Annotated in this window: 11 protein-coding genes; 4 read left to right on the top strand and 7 right to left on the bottom strand. The window is 54.9% G+C overall.

Features of this window, described 5'->3' with window-relative positions:
- Positions 1 to 53: 53 nt before the first annotated feature.
- From QMQ05_RS09025 to helR, 3 genes are read right to left on the bottom strand one after another with little or no spacing between them, the layout of a single operon-like run.
- Entirely contained in the window at positions 54 to 671 is a 618-nt protein-coding gene (locus tag QMQ05_RS09025; protein ID WP_345469378.1) for a response regulator transcription factor, read from the bottom strand.
- Complete coding sequence (locus QMQ05_RS09020) at positions 668 to 1,915, bottom strand: sensor histidine kinase (protein ID WP_345469376.1); 1,248 nt, start codon at positions 1,913 to 1,915, stop codon at positions 668 to 670. Before QMQ05_RS09020 ends, QMQ05_RS09025 begins: the two co-directional genes overlap by 4 nt.
- Before the next feature lie 13 nt (positions 1,916 to 1,928).
- Positions 1,929 to 4,082, bottom strand: coding sequence for an RNA polymerase recycling motor ATPase HelR (helR, locus tag QMQ05_RS09015; RefSeq protein WP_345469374.1), 2,154 nt, complete (start codon positions 4,080 to 4,082; stop codon positions 1,929 to 1,931).
- Between the two features lie 507 nt (positions 4,083 to 4,589).
- On the opposite strand from helR, the gene ileS reads away from it, so the two are divergent.
- Genes ileS through ndk form a run of 4 tightly spaced genes read left to right on the top strand, consistent with a single transcriptional unit; the run spans position 4,590 to position 10,092 of the window.
- A complete protein-coding gene (ileS, locus tag QMQ05_RS09010; RefSeq protein ID WP_345469372.1) occupies positions 4,590 to 7,850 on the top strand; it encodes an isoleucine--tRNA ligase in 3,261 nt (1,086 codons plus the stop codon).
- A gap of 56 nt (positions 7,851 to 7,906) precedes the next feature.
- The gene (locus QMQ05_RS09005; RefSeq protein WP_434063195.1) at positions 7,907 to 9,202 is read left to right on the top strand and encodes a bifunctional folylpolyglutamate synthase/dihydrofolate synthase; all 1,296 of its coding nucleotides are present in this window, start codon (positions 7,907 to 7,909) and stop codon (positions 9,200 to 9,202) included.
- The gene (locus QMQ05_RS09000) at positions 9,202 to 9,636 is read left to right on the top strand and encodes a DUF4233 domain-containing protein (RefSeq protein WP_058254470.1); all 435 of its coding nucleotides are present in this window, start codon (positions 9,202 to 9,204) and stop codon (positions 9,634 to 9,636) included. Before QMQ05_RS09005 ends, QMQ05_RS09000 begins: the two co-directional genes overlap by 1 nt.
- Positions 9,637 to 9,675: 39 nt before the next feature.
- Positions 9,676 to 10,092, top strand: coding sequence for a nucleoside-diphosphate kinase (gene ndk / locus QMQ05_RS08995; RefSeq protein ID WP_058254469.1), 417 nt, complete (start codon positions 9,676 to 9,678; stop codon positions 10,090 to 10,092).
- A gap of 61 nt (positions 10,093 to 10,153) precedes the next feature.
- Here ndk and QMQ05_RS08990 read toward each other — a convergent pair whose 3' ends face one another.
- From QMQ05_RS08990 to QMQ05_RS08975, 4 genes are all read right to left on the bottom strand, one after another.
- Entirely contained in the window at positions 10,154 to 10,360 is a 207-nt protein-coding gene (locus QMQ05_RS08990) for a hypothetical protein (RefSeq protein ID WP_345469367.1), read from the bottom strand.
- Between the two features lie 352 nt (positions 10,361 to 10,712).
- On the bottom strand, positions 10,713 to 11,999 hold the full coding sequence (locus QMQ05_RS08985; RefSeq protein WP_345469365.1) for an AI-2E family transporter: 1,287 nt from the start codon (positions 11,997 to 11,999) through the stop codon (positions 10,713 to 10,715).
- Positions 12,000 to 12,204: 205 nt separating this feature from the next.
- Positions 12,205 to 12,789: a GNAT family N-acetyltransferase gene (locus QMQ05_RS08980; RefSeq protein WP_345469363.1), complete on the bottom strand. Its 585-nt coding sequence runs from the start codon at positions 12,787 to 12,789 to the stop codon at positions 12,205 to 12,207.
- Between the two features lie 162 nt (positions 12,790 to 12,951).
- Positions 12,952 to 13,575, bottom strand: a complete 624-nt coding sequence (locus tag QMQ05_RS08975; RefSeq protein WP_345469361.1) for a vitamin K epoxide reductase family protein — start codon at positions 13,573 to 13,575, stop codon at positions 12,952 to 12,954.
- Positions 13,576 to 13,768 lie beyond the last annotated feature (193 nt).

Here is a 13,768-nt window from a genome sequence, read left to right as displayed (position 1 = left end):
GTGAAAGAAAGATCAACCAAATGGTTGAGGTCGGCTCGGGCGCGCCGAGAATTTTAGACCAGACCCAATTCTCGGGCCTTGTTGATTGCCTCGGTGCGCGAAGTGGCTTGGAGCTTGTCAAAAATGTGGACGAGATGGGTTTTGACCGTAGCTTCGGAGACGAACAGGACCTTAGCGATCTGCTTATTTCCGATGCCGGTGGCCAGTTGTTGCAGGACATCATGTTCCCTGGCCGTGAGCTCAACTTTGGGTGCTCGCATCCCTGCCAAGACGCGTTGGGTCATCTCCGGAGCCAGGACGAGCTGTCCCTGAGCTGCTGCACGAATTGATTCAACGATGGTCTGTGCACTGACGTCTTTGAGCAGATACCCACTGGCCCCCGCTTCAATACAGGCAAGGATTTCGGCGTCTTTGTCGAAGGTCGTCAAGATCAGCACCCGGGGAGCGCGGTGCAGTTTAGCGATGGCTGCCGTGGTCTCGGCTCCGTTCATTCCAGCGCCCAGACGCAGATCGCACAGCACAACATCCACCGCTGCGCCCTTCACGAAGCTCACCGCTTCTTCACCGGTGGAAGCCTCCCCGACTACTTCGATGTCGTCGAAATTCTCAAACAGTGAGCGCAGCCCAGTACGAACAATCGGATGGTCATCAACGAGCAGGATGCGAATCATGAGTTCTCTTTCACTAGCAACAAGGGCAGGTGGGCACATAGTGCGGTGCCTTCACCCGGTGAACTTTCAACGTCGAGACCGCCGCCGAGCTGTCTCAAGCGTGCGGCCATGGCTTTGAGACCGTAGCCGCCTTCCTGGTTTGGAGCGTCCCGCATAGTCACGGCTGGGTTGAACCCCACTCCATCGTCAACAATATCCATGCGTAGTTCATTGGCTGCTGCGCTTAAATTGACCACCACGTTCTTGGCGCTTGAATGACGCTGGACGTTTGCCAAGGCGGATTGCCCCGTGCGAAGCAACGCAATCTGCACCGACGGCTCCAATACCGGCAAAGTTGTATCAACGGTTAATCGGGCATGGATCCCGGTGTCCTGCTCAAACTTTTTCAGAATACGTTCAAGAGCCGAGCTGAGAGCCTGGGTGTCCAGTTCTGCCGGCGCCAATGCCGCAATGATTCGACGCAGATCCACTAATGCTTCTCCGGATAACTCATCGATGCGTTCGAGAGACTCGCCGGATTTGAGCAGATCTTGTGCCGCCAATCCAGCTTTGGCATGCAGTCCAATTGAGGAGAGTTGCTGGGCGATGGTGTCATGAATTTCCCTCGCTAAGCGGGTCCGCTCTGCTGCGACCCCGGCTTCATGTTGGGAACGGGCCAACTCTTCTTGCATCGCCGCCATCTCATCTTGGGTGCGGATGAGCGAATCGACAAGGTTCTGCCGTAGCTGTGCATCGCGCTCGAGCATCAGATAACCGCGGGAAATACCCCAAGCGAAGATACCGCCCACCATGGGGCCGGCAATGGCAGCGATATTCGTCTGCCCTTGATGCAGATAGGGCGCCACAATAGTCAGCGCAAACACCACCACCGACCAAAGGATCGAGGGGAAGAAGGGTAACTGGTGTCCGAGTAGGAGCCACAGACTAAAGGCCAGCCACATAAATTCTGGGCTGACCCACAACATGGCAGCCCAGATGCCCAATAGTCCTGCCAACCACCAGAACGGAAGCCTCTGCGCCCGGGTTTTGGCCATTCCGATGAAACCGGCGGCATACCAGAACGCGAAAACCATCGCGCAGATCGCCACTGGCCAAACAGCTTCGTCGGTAGTCAACTCGCGGAGCAATGCAATGACTAGCAGGATGGCTGTCACCAAATGCTGCCCGCTACGAAGTACCGTGGGCGAGGCAAACATGCGGTGTTGTTTAGCCGCTAACGGCCAGTTGAGCGCAGAGGAGTCCATAGCGCACAGCCTACTAAATCTGTTGACCCGGTAAATCCGTAAGAATCACCAATTCGGCAGTGGCACGGGTCATGGCGACATACTTTCGCACTGTTGCCGGCAGCCCTTGCCCAAACTCTTCGGGACGGTAAACAATGACCAAATCAAATTCCAACCCCTTAGCTTCATCGGGGCAGAGTACCGAGACCCGCGGTGTCTGTGGCCTATGCAGGTTCCCGATAAGCGCGGCCACACCTACAAGGTTCTTTGCCAGCCATCGATCAAGAATCTGATCAAGTTGTCCAGGGGATGCCCAGCGTACCGGCTGACCGTCAGTGCGTAGAGAGATCGGAACATTTGCGTCGGGCAGTGCGCTACGGATGACTGTTGTGGCTTGCTCCATGACCTGCGACGTACTTCGATAATTGATGCTGAGTTGACTGACGCGGACTCTAGAGATACCTGCCCGTTCCAACCGCTGGGGCCACGATTCAACAAAGCCAGAAATGCTCTGCGCACGGTCACCGACAATCGTCAGGCTCCCAGATGGGCATCGACGTAAAATCATCGCCCATTGCGCGTCACTCAAATCTTGCGCTTCGTCGATAATCACGTGACTGAACACTCCCGCAAGAGGATCAGTGGTTTGCTCACCGTCCGCCAACTGTGAGACTAGGTAGTCCTGAAGATCGGGATTACGCAATTGGGAGGAAAGATCTTCAAGATCATCGGCAGCAGAGATGATGCTTTCCACTGTCTGCCGCACGTTGGCTTCGGTGTGTTCCTTTTCTGCACGCGCACGTCGATGCAGGGATTCAGAATTCGGGTCGCCCAGGTAGTGCTGTGCCGCATCCAGTAGTGGCAGATCCGCTACGGTCCACTCGGTAGGCGTGGGGTCACTGAGTAACGCTTCGCGCTGGGCGAGGCTAAGATCTTGCGCGCAGTAGTTGAGCAACGGTGGACTTTGGTAGAGCGCTCGCAGGAGGTTTTGAGGTTCAATGATGGGCCAGTGCTCGTCGAACCAAGCATTGAGTTCGACGTTTACCTCTAATTTCTGGCGTACTTGCGGTAGTTCCCGTTCGTCATTAGTGATGCGGGGAATGAGCAGCTCAATGAGGGCCTCTTTCAGTGGTGTGCGGTTCTCATTGTGTGGTGCGTGTTGATCGATCATGGCGTGGGCAGCAATGAAGTCGGAGGCAGCGACATTAATACGACCCCAGCCAGTCTCGACGCTTAAACTCTGTGATGGGGGTTGTTCAAAGACGCTCACCGCGTTCCTGACCGCTCTAACCATGGCAGCTAAACCCTTGATGTGGGCCAGTTCTTCAGAGGCTTGAGGTCTTTGCGCCGTGAAGGGCGCTATCTGCTCTAATGTGGCCACGAGTACGTCGTCTTCACCTAGGTTAGGCAGTACATCGGCCACGTAACTGCTGTAGGAATTGCTAGGGCTTACCACCAGTACCCGACCACGTTGAGATTGCAGACCGGCATCGGAATACAACATAAAAGCAGCACGATGCAACGCTACGACGGTCTTGCCGGTACCCGGACCACCATCAACTACTAGGGCGCCACGCGAAGAGCTACGAATGATCTCATCCTGATCGGCTTGAATCGTGGAAAGAACATCATTCATATGGCCGGTACGTTCGGCTCCGAGCGAGGCAATGAACGCTGAATGTTCATCCAATGACGAGCTGTGCTCTAGCTGCTCCACATCGAAGACCTCGTCCCAATAGTGAACGATCTTTCCAGCGCGCCAACGATAACGACGACGCTTTACCAATCCTTCAGGCTGTGCATGTGTTGCTGAAAAGAACGGGCGGGCCGCCGGGGCACGCCAGTCGATCATCAACTGGTTGCCAAACTCATCTGACAATCCTGCCCGGCCAATATAAATCTTGTTGCCAGTGGTGGTGAGCATGAATCCCAGACACGCTTTTGGACCAATATTCTCCAGCTGCCGCAATCGGCGGGCGAGTGTTTGCATGTGTACATCACGATCCAAAGATTGCTGCAGAACACCGGCCCTCTGCTGTCCAGCCACCAATAGTTGCTGCGTGGCATCTTCGCGCAACTGCTGAACACGCAGTGCGATCACGGTCAGCTGCTGGCTATCTGTAGCGACCTCATTGATGCTGTCTTCAGCCAGTAGAAAATAGTCAGATTCGGTGTTGGTTGAAGACACGGTGTTGTACTCCTGAGATAGGCGAAGAGCGTAGAAGAAGTGAGGACCGAGTATCGATTATGCGGCCTACCGGGGGCCTTGCGGCAAGCCCCCTGCAACGCGGTATCCTGAAAATGCGAAGGGAATCTTTTCAGGTTTTCGCCCGCGAAATTTATCTGACACGCTCGCCACCAGCAGGCATCTGTCGGACGTTGCCGAAATCAGCTGTGGTGCTTGTTCCTGTGCACTCAGACACAGTGGCCCGGCAGGATTTTCAGCACGCTACGAACACGGTAGAATAAAAGTCATCTGACGTTGATCCGGCTATCACCGGGGAGTCCTTGGAAGAACAGCATATTTTCATCCAGAACATATGCCCAGTAGAACCGAGCGGGACCAGCCCGTCACAGCTGAAGATAAGAGGTTCTCCACCATCTGGTGGGGGACAAGCGGGGTGGTACCGCGGCATCGTTGCCGTCCTCGTAGGTAAGGATTTATCGACCCTACGCTTGAAGGACGGCCCATTCGATGAGCTTCTACCCGAAGGTCACTACAGACCCATCCGGCTCGACCCCGGCTTCACCGCGCTTCCCAGAATTAGAAAAGCGCGTCCTCGAATACTGGAAGAACGACAACACTTTCCAGGCCTCCATTGATCAGCGTGAGGGCGAAGAATTCGTATTCTACGATGGCCCTCCCTTTGCTAACGGTCTGCCTCACTACGGTCACCTGCTCACCGGTTACGTCAAGGACCTCGTCGCCCGCTACCAGACTCAGCGTGGCAACCGTGTTGAACGCCGTTTCGGTTGGGATACCCACGGCCTGCCTGCTGAATTGGAAGCCATGAAGCAGCTGGGCATGAACGACAAGAAGCAGATCGAAGCCATGGGCATCGACAAGTTCAACGACGCCTGCCGCACCTCGGTGATGACCTACGCCGACGAGTGGAAGCAGTACGTGAACCGTCAGGCTCGCTGGGTCGACTTCGAGAACGACTACAAGACTCTGAACGTGGAGTACATGGAGTCGGTCATCTGGGCCTTCAAACAGCTCTCGGACAAAGGCCTGACCTACCAGGGCTTCCGCGTGCTTCCATACTGCTGGAAGGACGAGACCCCACTGTCCAACCATGAGCTGCGCATGGACGACGACGTGTACAAGAACCGTCAAGACCAGACCGTCACCGTTGGCTTCACCATCCTTGCCGGTGAAAGCGAAGCATCCAAGGCGCTCGCCGGTGTGCAGGCTCTGGCCTGGACGACCACCCCATGGACTTTGCCGACTAACGCCGCGTTGGCCGTGCACCCAAGCATCGAATACGTTGTGGTTCCTGCAGGTGAAGCTGGCGTGAAGGCCTCGGCTGCTGCCGGTCCGTTCCTGCTGGCTAAGGATCTGCTCGGCTCCTACGCCAAGGACCTGGGCTACAAGGATGCCAAAGAAGCCGCTGCTGCGATCACCGCCACGTACCTTGGCGCGGATCTGGCTGGCGTACGCTATGCGCCACTGTGGGATACCTACACCGACACCGAAAAGTACGGCACCGAGAATGCCTGGCAGATCCTGACCGCGGACTACGTGACCGTCGCTGACGGTACCGGCATCGTCCACCAGGCACCTGCCTACGGTGAAGATGACCAGAAGGTTTGCGAAGAGCACGGGATCCCAGTGGTTCTCTCCGTAGATGAGGGCGCCAAGTTCCTGCCGGTCTTCACCGGTGGACCGCTCAATGACATCGTTGGCGTGCAGGTCTTTGACGCCAATAAGACCATCACCAATGTGCTCAAGGATGAGGCGAAGCTCGTCAAGCAGGCTTCCTACGAGCACTCCTACCCACATTGCTGGCGTTGTCGTACACCGCTGATCTACCGTGCCATCTCCTCCTGGTATGTCGAGGTCACCGCGTTCAAGGACCGCATGCTGGAATTGAACGAACAGATCAACTGGATCCCAGGCAACGTGAAGCATGGCCAGTTCGGTAAGTGGCTGGAAAACGCTCGCGACTGGTCCATCTCCCGTAACCGTTTCTGGGGCTCGCCAATCCCTGTGTGGGAATGCGACGGTGTGGAGTGCACCCACCGCGAAGTTTTCGGCTCACTCGATGAGCTGAAGAACTTCTTTGGTCGCCTGCCGGTGAACCATGAAGGTCAGCCAGATCTGCACCGCCCATTCATCGATGAACTGACCAAGGCCCACGAAGGTTGTGAGGCCGGCGGAACCCTGCACCGTGTTGAAGACGTGATGGATGTGTGGTTCGATTCCGGCTCGATGCCTTTCGCCCAGGTGCACTACCCATTTGAGAACCGCGAATGGTTCGAGAACGGGCACCATCCAGCTGACTTCATCGTGGAATACATCGGTCAGACCCGTGGCTGGTTCTACATGCTGCACATCTTGTCCACCGCGATCTTCGACCGCCCGGCGTTCACCAACGTGATCTCCCACGGCATCGTTCTTGGTTCGGATGGTCAGAAGATGTCCAAGTCGCTACGCAACTACCCGGATGTCACCGAGGTGCTGGACCGCGACGGTTCGGACGCGATGCGCTGGTTCCTGATGGCCTCGCCAATTCTGCGCGGTGGCAACTTGATCGTTACCGAACAGGGCATCCGTGACGGTGTGCGTCAGGTCCTGCTTCCCCTGTGGAACGTATGGCACTTCTTCAACCTCTACACCAACTCCGCTAATGGCGGAGCAGGCTACGAGGCCAAACGCTCAACGAGTTCAACTGACCCACTGGATCAGTACATGTTGGCCGCTACCGGTCAGCTGGTGCGCGAAGTGACTGAAGCTTTGGATACTTACGAAGTGTCTGACGCTACCGAAGCAGTACGCCAGTACATGGACACGTTGACCAACTGGTACGTGCGTCGCTCCCGTCAGCGTTTCTTCGATGAAGACACCCAGGCTTTCGACACCCTGTACACCGCGTTGGAAACCTTGGTGAAGGTCACCGCTTCACTGCTGCCTTTGGCCAGCGAAGAAATCTACCGCGGATTGACCGGGCAGCGTTCGGTGCACCTGACCGATTGGCCAGATGCTAATGAATTCCCATCGGATGTTTCCTTGCTTGAAACCATGGAAACCACTCGCAAGATCTGCTCCGTTGGCTCCTCGCTGCGTAAGGCCAAGAACCTGCGCGTGCGCTTGCCGCTGGCAGAACTGAAGGTCGTACTCACCGATGCCGCACGTCTTGAAGGTACCTACGCTTCGATCATCAAGGACGAGTTGAACCTCAAGTCCGTCACCCTGATCGATGCTGAAGGTGTTGACGCAGCCAGCTACGGTATCAGCCAGCAGTTGGTAGTCAACGCTCGTGCGGCCGGTCCTCGTTTGGGCAAGAACGTGCAGCAGGCTATCAAGGGGGCTAAGTCCGGCGACTGGTCAGTCACCAACGGTGTGGTCACCGCCGGTGGCTTGGAACTGGTCGAGGGTGAATACACCCTGGACACCGTGGTGGACGCCGAAGGCGAAATCGCCGCGGCTGTGATTGACGGAGGCTTCTTGGTGCTGGACACCGAGGTGACCGAGGCACTGGCTGCCGAAGGTACCGCACGTGACATGATCCGCGCCATCCAGTCGGCCCGTAAGGACGCAGACCTGCAGGTTTCGGACCGTATCCACACGGTGATCACTGCCAACGCAGCAACCATCGCGGCGCTGGAAGCTAACCGTGAACTGGTCGCTGGCGAAACGTTGACCGCACAGCTGGAATTGGTCACCGATGACTCTGTGAGCAGCGAGCAGATCACTGTATCCAAGCTAGAAACCGACAAAGTTGAGGCCAACTAGTGAGTGAACTTCAGCGCGTCTACGGGCAGTTATTAGCCCGTGCGCCGGAAAACAAAATGGAACCTCGGATGGAACCGATGTTCCGTGCGATGCAGATCCTTGGCGAGCCTAACAAGGCGTGCCCAGTCATCCACATCACCGGCACGAATGGCAAAACCTCGACTGCACGCATGATCGAGTCACTACTCATCGCCCATGACTTGCGCACCGGACGTTACTCTTCGCCACACCTGGTCTCGGTCACCGAGCGCATCGCCATTGACGGTGAACCGGTAGACGACGAAACCTTTGTACGGGTCTGGGATGAGATCAGCCCATTTTTGGAGCTGGTTGATGCTGAGCTCGTGGAACGTGGCGAAAACAAGCTGACCTACTTTGAAGCCGTGACCATCTTGGCCTTCGCGATCTTTGCTGAAGTCCCTGTTGATGTTGTGGTGTTAGAAGTTGGGCTTGGTGGAATTACTGACGCCACTAACGTCGCGGATGCCGATGTTTCGGTGTTCACGCCGATCTCGTTGGATCACACGGACTTGCTGGGGGATACGACCGAGCTGATCGCCGAAGAAAAGGTCGGCATCCTTAAGCCCGGTGGATATTTGGTGTCCTCTGTACAACCGACGGATGCCGCTGATGTCTTGCTCGCTCGTGCCCGCGAGCTGGAAGTCTCTGCTGCCTTCGACACCCTGGACTTTAAGCTATTGGAGCGTAGGCCAGGCGTGGGCGGACAGCTACTGTCCATTCAAGGGCAGGCTGCTCGTTATGACGAGATCTTCCTACCGCTCTTCGGCGCACATCAGGCGCAGAACGCCACCGTCGCCTTAGCGGCGGTGGAGGCGTTCCTTGGCGGTGGACAGCGCGAGCTGAACGCTGACTTGGTACGTCAAGGATTCGCTGAGACCTCTAGCCCAGGACGACTGGAATTGGTACGTAGCGCGCCGAGTATTTTGGTTGATGCCGGCCACAACCCCGAGGGCATTCGCGTGTCGGCCGAGGCCATCAAGGAATCCTTCGGGTTTACCCGCCTGGTGCTGATGGTTGGAATTCTTCAGGAGAAAGACGCTGAAGCGATGCTCTACACCATGCGTGAAGAGTACGGCGACATGGTTGAAGACTTGTGCATCACCCAGTCTTCCTCCCCACGAGCGATTCCCGCTGGCGAGCTGGCCAATTTGGCGATGAACGCTGGGTGGCCGGAAGAAGACATTCATGTCACCGAGGATCTTGAAGATGCTGTGGAGTGGTCTGTGGGCCGCGCCGAGGCTGGCGAAGATCTTGGTGGCGGAGTGTTGGTCACCGGTTCGATTACACTGGTGGGCGAGATTTCACTGTTGCTCAAGAGAGGTGAAGCGTAATGGCCAAACTCACCCGTGCTCAGCGCGAGTGGCGTCCTGGCATGAAAAAGAAGCTACGCTCAACCAAGATGATGTTCGCATCAACCGTCTTGGTGTGTGAAGCGCTTCTGGCCGTCTTTGTCACGTTGACTGCCTTCGGGCTTAAGCGTGGGGGAGAGCCGGTAGTTGTCCTCACCCTGGGCGCAGTCGTAGCACTGTTGTGCATCCTTAACTGTGCTTTGCTGGGCAAGCGCATCGGCTACATCATCGGCTGGATTCTGCAGGTCATTTTCTTCCTCACAGGCTTCATTTTGGTGGATATGTTCTACCTTGCTGCGGCCTTTGCGCTGTGCTGGTGGTATGCACTGAACAAGGGCGAAGAAATTGACGTAGAGAACAAACGCCGTGCTGCAGCCCAAGAAGCTTGGGAAAAAGCTAATCCCGAACAAGCCTAAAAATCTAGAAATACATCATCGATACGAAGAGGTAGTCAAATGACTGAACGTACCCTGATCTTGGTCAAGCCAGATGGCGTAAAGCGCGCACTGACTGGACAAATTCTCGCCCGCATTGAAGCCAAGGGCTACACCATTGCCAAGCTTCAGCAGCTTGAAGCGACCCGTGAACTGCTCGCAGAGCACTACGCTGAGCACGAAGGCAAGCCATTCTACGAGCCACTGGTTGAGTTCATGCTTTCCGGTCCTGTAGTTGCAATCGTCGCAGAGGGGCAGGGTGTCATCCCAGGATTCCGTTCGTTGGCTGGAACGACTGATCCTACGACCGCCGCTCCAGGTACCATCCGTGGTGACTTCGGCCGCGACTGGGGCCTGAAGGTTCAGCAGAACCTTGTCCACGGTTCAGATTCAGTTGAATCTGCTGAACGAGAGATTGCTATCTGGTTCGGTAAGTAATCCACGAAGCAAAGAATCCCGACAGTTCAATACTGTCGGGATTTTTTCGTAGGTTTTTCCTTTAGAACCAGTCGTCCAAACTCTCGTACTGGGAAGTTGCATTGCCGGAATTGGATCCTGCCAATGCGAGCGAGCTTTCAGAGTCGCTTGCTGAATTTCGGCCTAAGTCTTCGACAGATCCAATCGTGACGACCTGATGACTTTCTACCGTCGGGCTGAGCAGATATGTCAATTCATCATCTGAGTTTTCGCCGCTGAAGTTCAGCATTAGAAGTCCTTCCAGACGTGGTGCGTAGCAGTCTCGATATTGCGCAACAATCGATCGTCGGTACTCTCTGCGTAATGAGGGCAATAACCGTCGATCGATCCTTCTCACTTCAGTCACATTAAACACACTAGACACTCGTGTGACAACGCCGAGGAGTGGAATTCTGCCGGCTGCCTCTTAGTGAATTCGGTAAATGTGCTTATCAAAGACGTAATTATGTGTGGGTGAACAATTCTTCAATAATTCTAACAGCGGCATATATGAAGTAATAAATTACCCCGCAAATCCGTGCGAAACATACGTCGTGGATTTGCGGGGCAATCTGAAATACCTGTGCCAAGTAGTCCGTTGACTAGTCTTTGTTGTTCTCCGAAGGTTCTTCTTCGTCGGAGCTGGCCTTTTCGATGGCTTGCTCTTCTTGGTCTAACTCGACTTCGGATTTAATCTCCGCGCTAGCCACAGGAATCAGGTCCTTATTCTCCCGTCCTGTCCACACCTTAATCACTGCCCATGAAGCTGCAACCAGTGGAACGGCGAGTACCGCACCGATGATGCCAGCAAGCACCGTGCCAGCGGTCAGGGCCAACAGAACTACCAGCGCATGTAGGTTCAAGGCATTGGCCATTACAACCGGCTGCAGGAAGTTACCTTCAAGCTGATTCACCAAGATCACGGCCGCCAAGACGATCAAAGCAACGATAGGCCCGTTGGTCACCAAAGCGATCAGCGTAGCTAGAACGCCGGCAACCGTTGCACCGACCATGGGGACAAAGGAGCCGAGGAAAACAATAACGCCCAGAGGAATGGCCAGTGGTACGCGCACGATCAGCAAGGTAGCGGTAATACCGATGGCATCGACTGCCGCTACCGTGGCAGTTCCACGGATGTATCCGCCAAAGGTGCGTAGCGCACGGTCGCCCGAGAGGATCCACTTATTGCGGTAGTGGGCAGGGGTCCAGGAAATAGCGAAGGCCCAAATCTTGTCGCCGTCCTTGAGGAAGAAGAACAAGATGACCAGCAGGAGAACCAAACCAGTCACGAAGCTACCTGCGGCGCTCAATGTGTTCAAGGCGCCGGTGCCAAATTGCGAACTGGTGAGGAAGCCGGTGACCGTATGAACGATGCTATCGATCTGTTCTTGGTCGATCGCGATGGGCAAGTTGCCTAGGAGGTCCTGGACGGTGTCATTGATCTGGTTGAAACCTTGGACAGCCTTATCAACGAGTTTCGGCCATTCGTTGATGACCGAGAAGACCAAGCCTGTGCCAATACCACCCAGAACTAGGAGAGAACCGAGGAAGACAATCCATGCTGAGAGCATTGGAGAGAATACTTTACGGAGCTTCACAACCAGGGGCCAAAGGGCGCAGGAAATAATAATGGCGAGCAACGTCGGAATGACGATTGTTGTCAATCGCAGCATTCCAAGAATCAAGAAGGCTGCTAGCGCGCCGACAACCAGCAACTGAGCGCTACGTATGCCAAGACGGCCCAGGAGGTCAGTCCAAAGCCCGCTGACGGTGAAGTCTGGCTTTGCATCGACCCCGCTCAGGTCAGATCCGGAAGCTGTGGCGGGGATCGATTTTTGAGACTGCTTTTTCTTCGGCGCTTGGGTTTTACCTTTGCGGAAGAGGGCCATAGTTGCTCCTCGTAACTTGTGTTAATTAGTTCTAAGAATAGGCTAGCTAATCCGATGTCAGCTTGGGTGACACCGAAAGGATGATTATTTCCCGTGCAGGTGGCATTTTTCCTTACCAAATTCGTAAGTCAGCGGCCCTTGCTGGTTGTTCGAGGTGAGTTTTGACGGTGATAACCCGGCTAGATTGAAGCTGGCCATGCTGTTGCTAGTTCCTGAAGTACTCCTCGGCCAACAGCCCCATAACGATCTTGTCGTGGAAAGAGCCATCGTGGAAGCCAGCTTGTCGGACGCGTCCTTCTTCTCGAAAACCCGAACGGATAAATGTCCGTAAGGCTCTTTCGTTATAGGCCCACACCGTCAGTCCAATGCGGTTCAGACCCATTTCACGAAATCCGTAATCGATGATCATTTTAGTTGCCAAGGTGCCGTAGCCTTGGCCGACATTTGATCCACCAATCATGATCATCAGCTCCGCGGACCGGGCAGGCGCGTTGTAGTCATACAGCGCTGTATGACCAATGAGCGTGTCATCCGGAAGGGTGATCGATAATCCGACCCCGTCGGTGGTTCCACGGTTCAGGCTCCGGGATTTGAAGAGCGTAGCTGCCTCATTGACCGGATGAGGAAGGACGAGGCTTCCTTGCAACGCCATGAACTCCGGGCTATTCCACCACTGGGTGAGAAAAGGCAGATCCTCTTCTTGGAGTTCGCGAAGGCGCAGGTGCTCCGAGATCAGGAGATCTATCCCGTAGTTCTGGGCGTTTTCTGTGTTCCATGTGTCACTTGCCATGTTCCTAATCTATCTGCCTTCGCACAGGGTGGGCGGATTAACGATGTCCGAGAATTTCTGCCCAACAGCCCTTGAGGCTTGAATGCGACCTAAATTTTGGTTTCAGGAAAAAGAAAAGCCGGTTCGTTGTCGAGACAACGAACCGGCAAGTCAGTAGGAGGGCTATCCGAAGAATGCGTTAGGGAAACGAAGAACTACGGATGCTGCCACCAAGACCCAGATGATGGCCGTGACAATCCAGCTCCATTCGGCAAAGAACTTCTTAACTCCTACGCTGGCGGGGATTACACCGGTGATGAAGTTACGAGCTGTCGTGAAGACAAACAGAGGTATGGTCATCGCCCATACGATCATGCAATAAGGGCACAAAGCATTGATCTCATAGAGAGCCTGTGACCAGAACCAGATAACCAAGCCCATGGCAGCCGTGATACCAACCTGGAAGCAAATCCAGAACCAACGCTGAAGCTTAGAAGCGCCGGCCAGAAGCATCATGCCGATGGTGACAACGATAGCGAAGCAGACGATGCCTAAGAATGGATTAGGGAATCCAAAAATTCCGGCCTGTGCAGACTTCATCACCGTGCCACAAGAAATCCAAGGATTGATATCACAGCTGGTGATGTAGTCGGGATTCTTGTAAAGCTCAATGCGTTCCAGAACAAGTTTTCCGGCAGCGAGCCAAGAAATGAACCCTGTCGCAATGAGAAGCAGGCCGAAACCGCGGTCCTTGGCCCACCACGGCAACACGCCCGGAGTGTGGCTCTTTTCTACTGATGAAACCATGTTTCGACTATTCCATAAATTTGTAGGAAAGCGGGAGATTCCGCTTGGAGCTTTTTCATCTTAGAAAGCAATTCTGTGCAACTGATGAGAAGCAGTGAACAAGGTATGAACTAAATATGAGAGAATGGGAATGGTTGTTCGCGGATCCACAGTCTGCTTTCAACCCGACGACAGACTTTTGAAACAACAGATC

This window comes from Glutamicibacter sp. B1, from assembly GCF_039602135.1.
In the GTDB taxonomy this organism is placed as follows: Bacteria; Actinomycetota; Actinomycetes; order Actinomycetales; family Micrococcaceae; genus Glutamicibacter; species Glutamicibacter ectropisis.
The sequence above is the reverse complement of the archived record's forward strand: the minus strand, read 5'-3'. Positions and strand labels throughout refer to the sequence as shown.

Excerpts from the sequence above, each read along its gene's own strand:
- QMQ05_RS09000 (WP_058254470.1), top strand. The coding sequence starts at position 9,202 with ATGGCCAAACTCACCCGTGCTCAGCGCGAGTGGCGTCCTGGCATGAAA.
- ileS (WP_345469372.1), top strand. The coding sequence starts at position 4,590 with ATGAGCTTCTACCCGAAGGTCACTACAGACCCATCCGGCTCGACCCCG.
- QMQ05_RS09025 (WP_345469378.1), bottom strand. The coding sequence starts at position 671 with ATGATTCGCATCCTGCTCGTTGATGACCATCCGATTGTTCGTACTGGG.
- QMQ05_RS09020 (WP_345469376.1), bottom strand. The coding sequence starts at position 1,915 with ATGGACTCCTCTGCGCTCAACTGGCCGTTAGCGGCTAAACAACACCGC.
- QMQ05_RS08990 (WP_345469367.1), bottom strand. The coding sequence starts at position 10,360 with ATGCTGAACTTCAGCGGCGAAAACTCAGATGATGAATTGACATATCTG.
- QMQ05_RS08975 (WP_345469361.1), bottom strand. The coding sequence starts at position 13,575 with ATGGTTTCATCAGTAGAAAAGAGCCACACTCCGGGCGTGTTGCCGTGG.
- QMQ05_RS08985 (WP_345469365.1), bottom strand. The coding sequence starts at position 11,999 with ATGGCCCTCTTCCGCAAAGGTAAAACCCAAGCGCCGAAGAAAAAGCAG.
- QMQ05_RS08980 (WP_345469363.1), bottom strand. The coding sequence starts at position 12,789 with ATGGCAAGTGACACATGGAACACAGAAAACGCCCAGAACTACGGGATA.
- ndk (WP_058254469.1), top strand. The coding sequence starts at position 9,676 with ATGACTGAACGTACCCTGATCTTGGTCAAGCCAGATGGCGTAAAGCGC.
- QMQ05_RS09005 (WP_434063195.1), top strand. The coding sequence starts at position 7,907 with ATGGAACCTCGGATGGAACCGATGTTCCGTGCGATGCAGATCCTTGGC.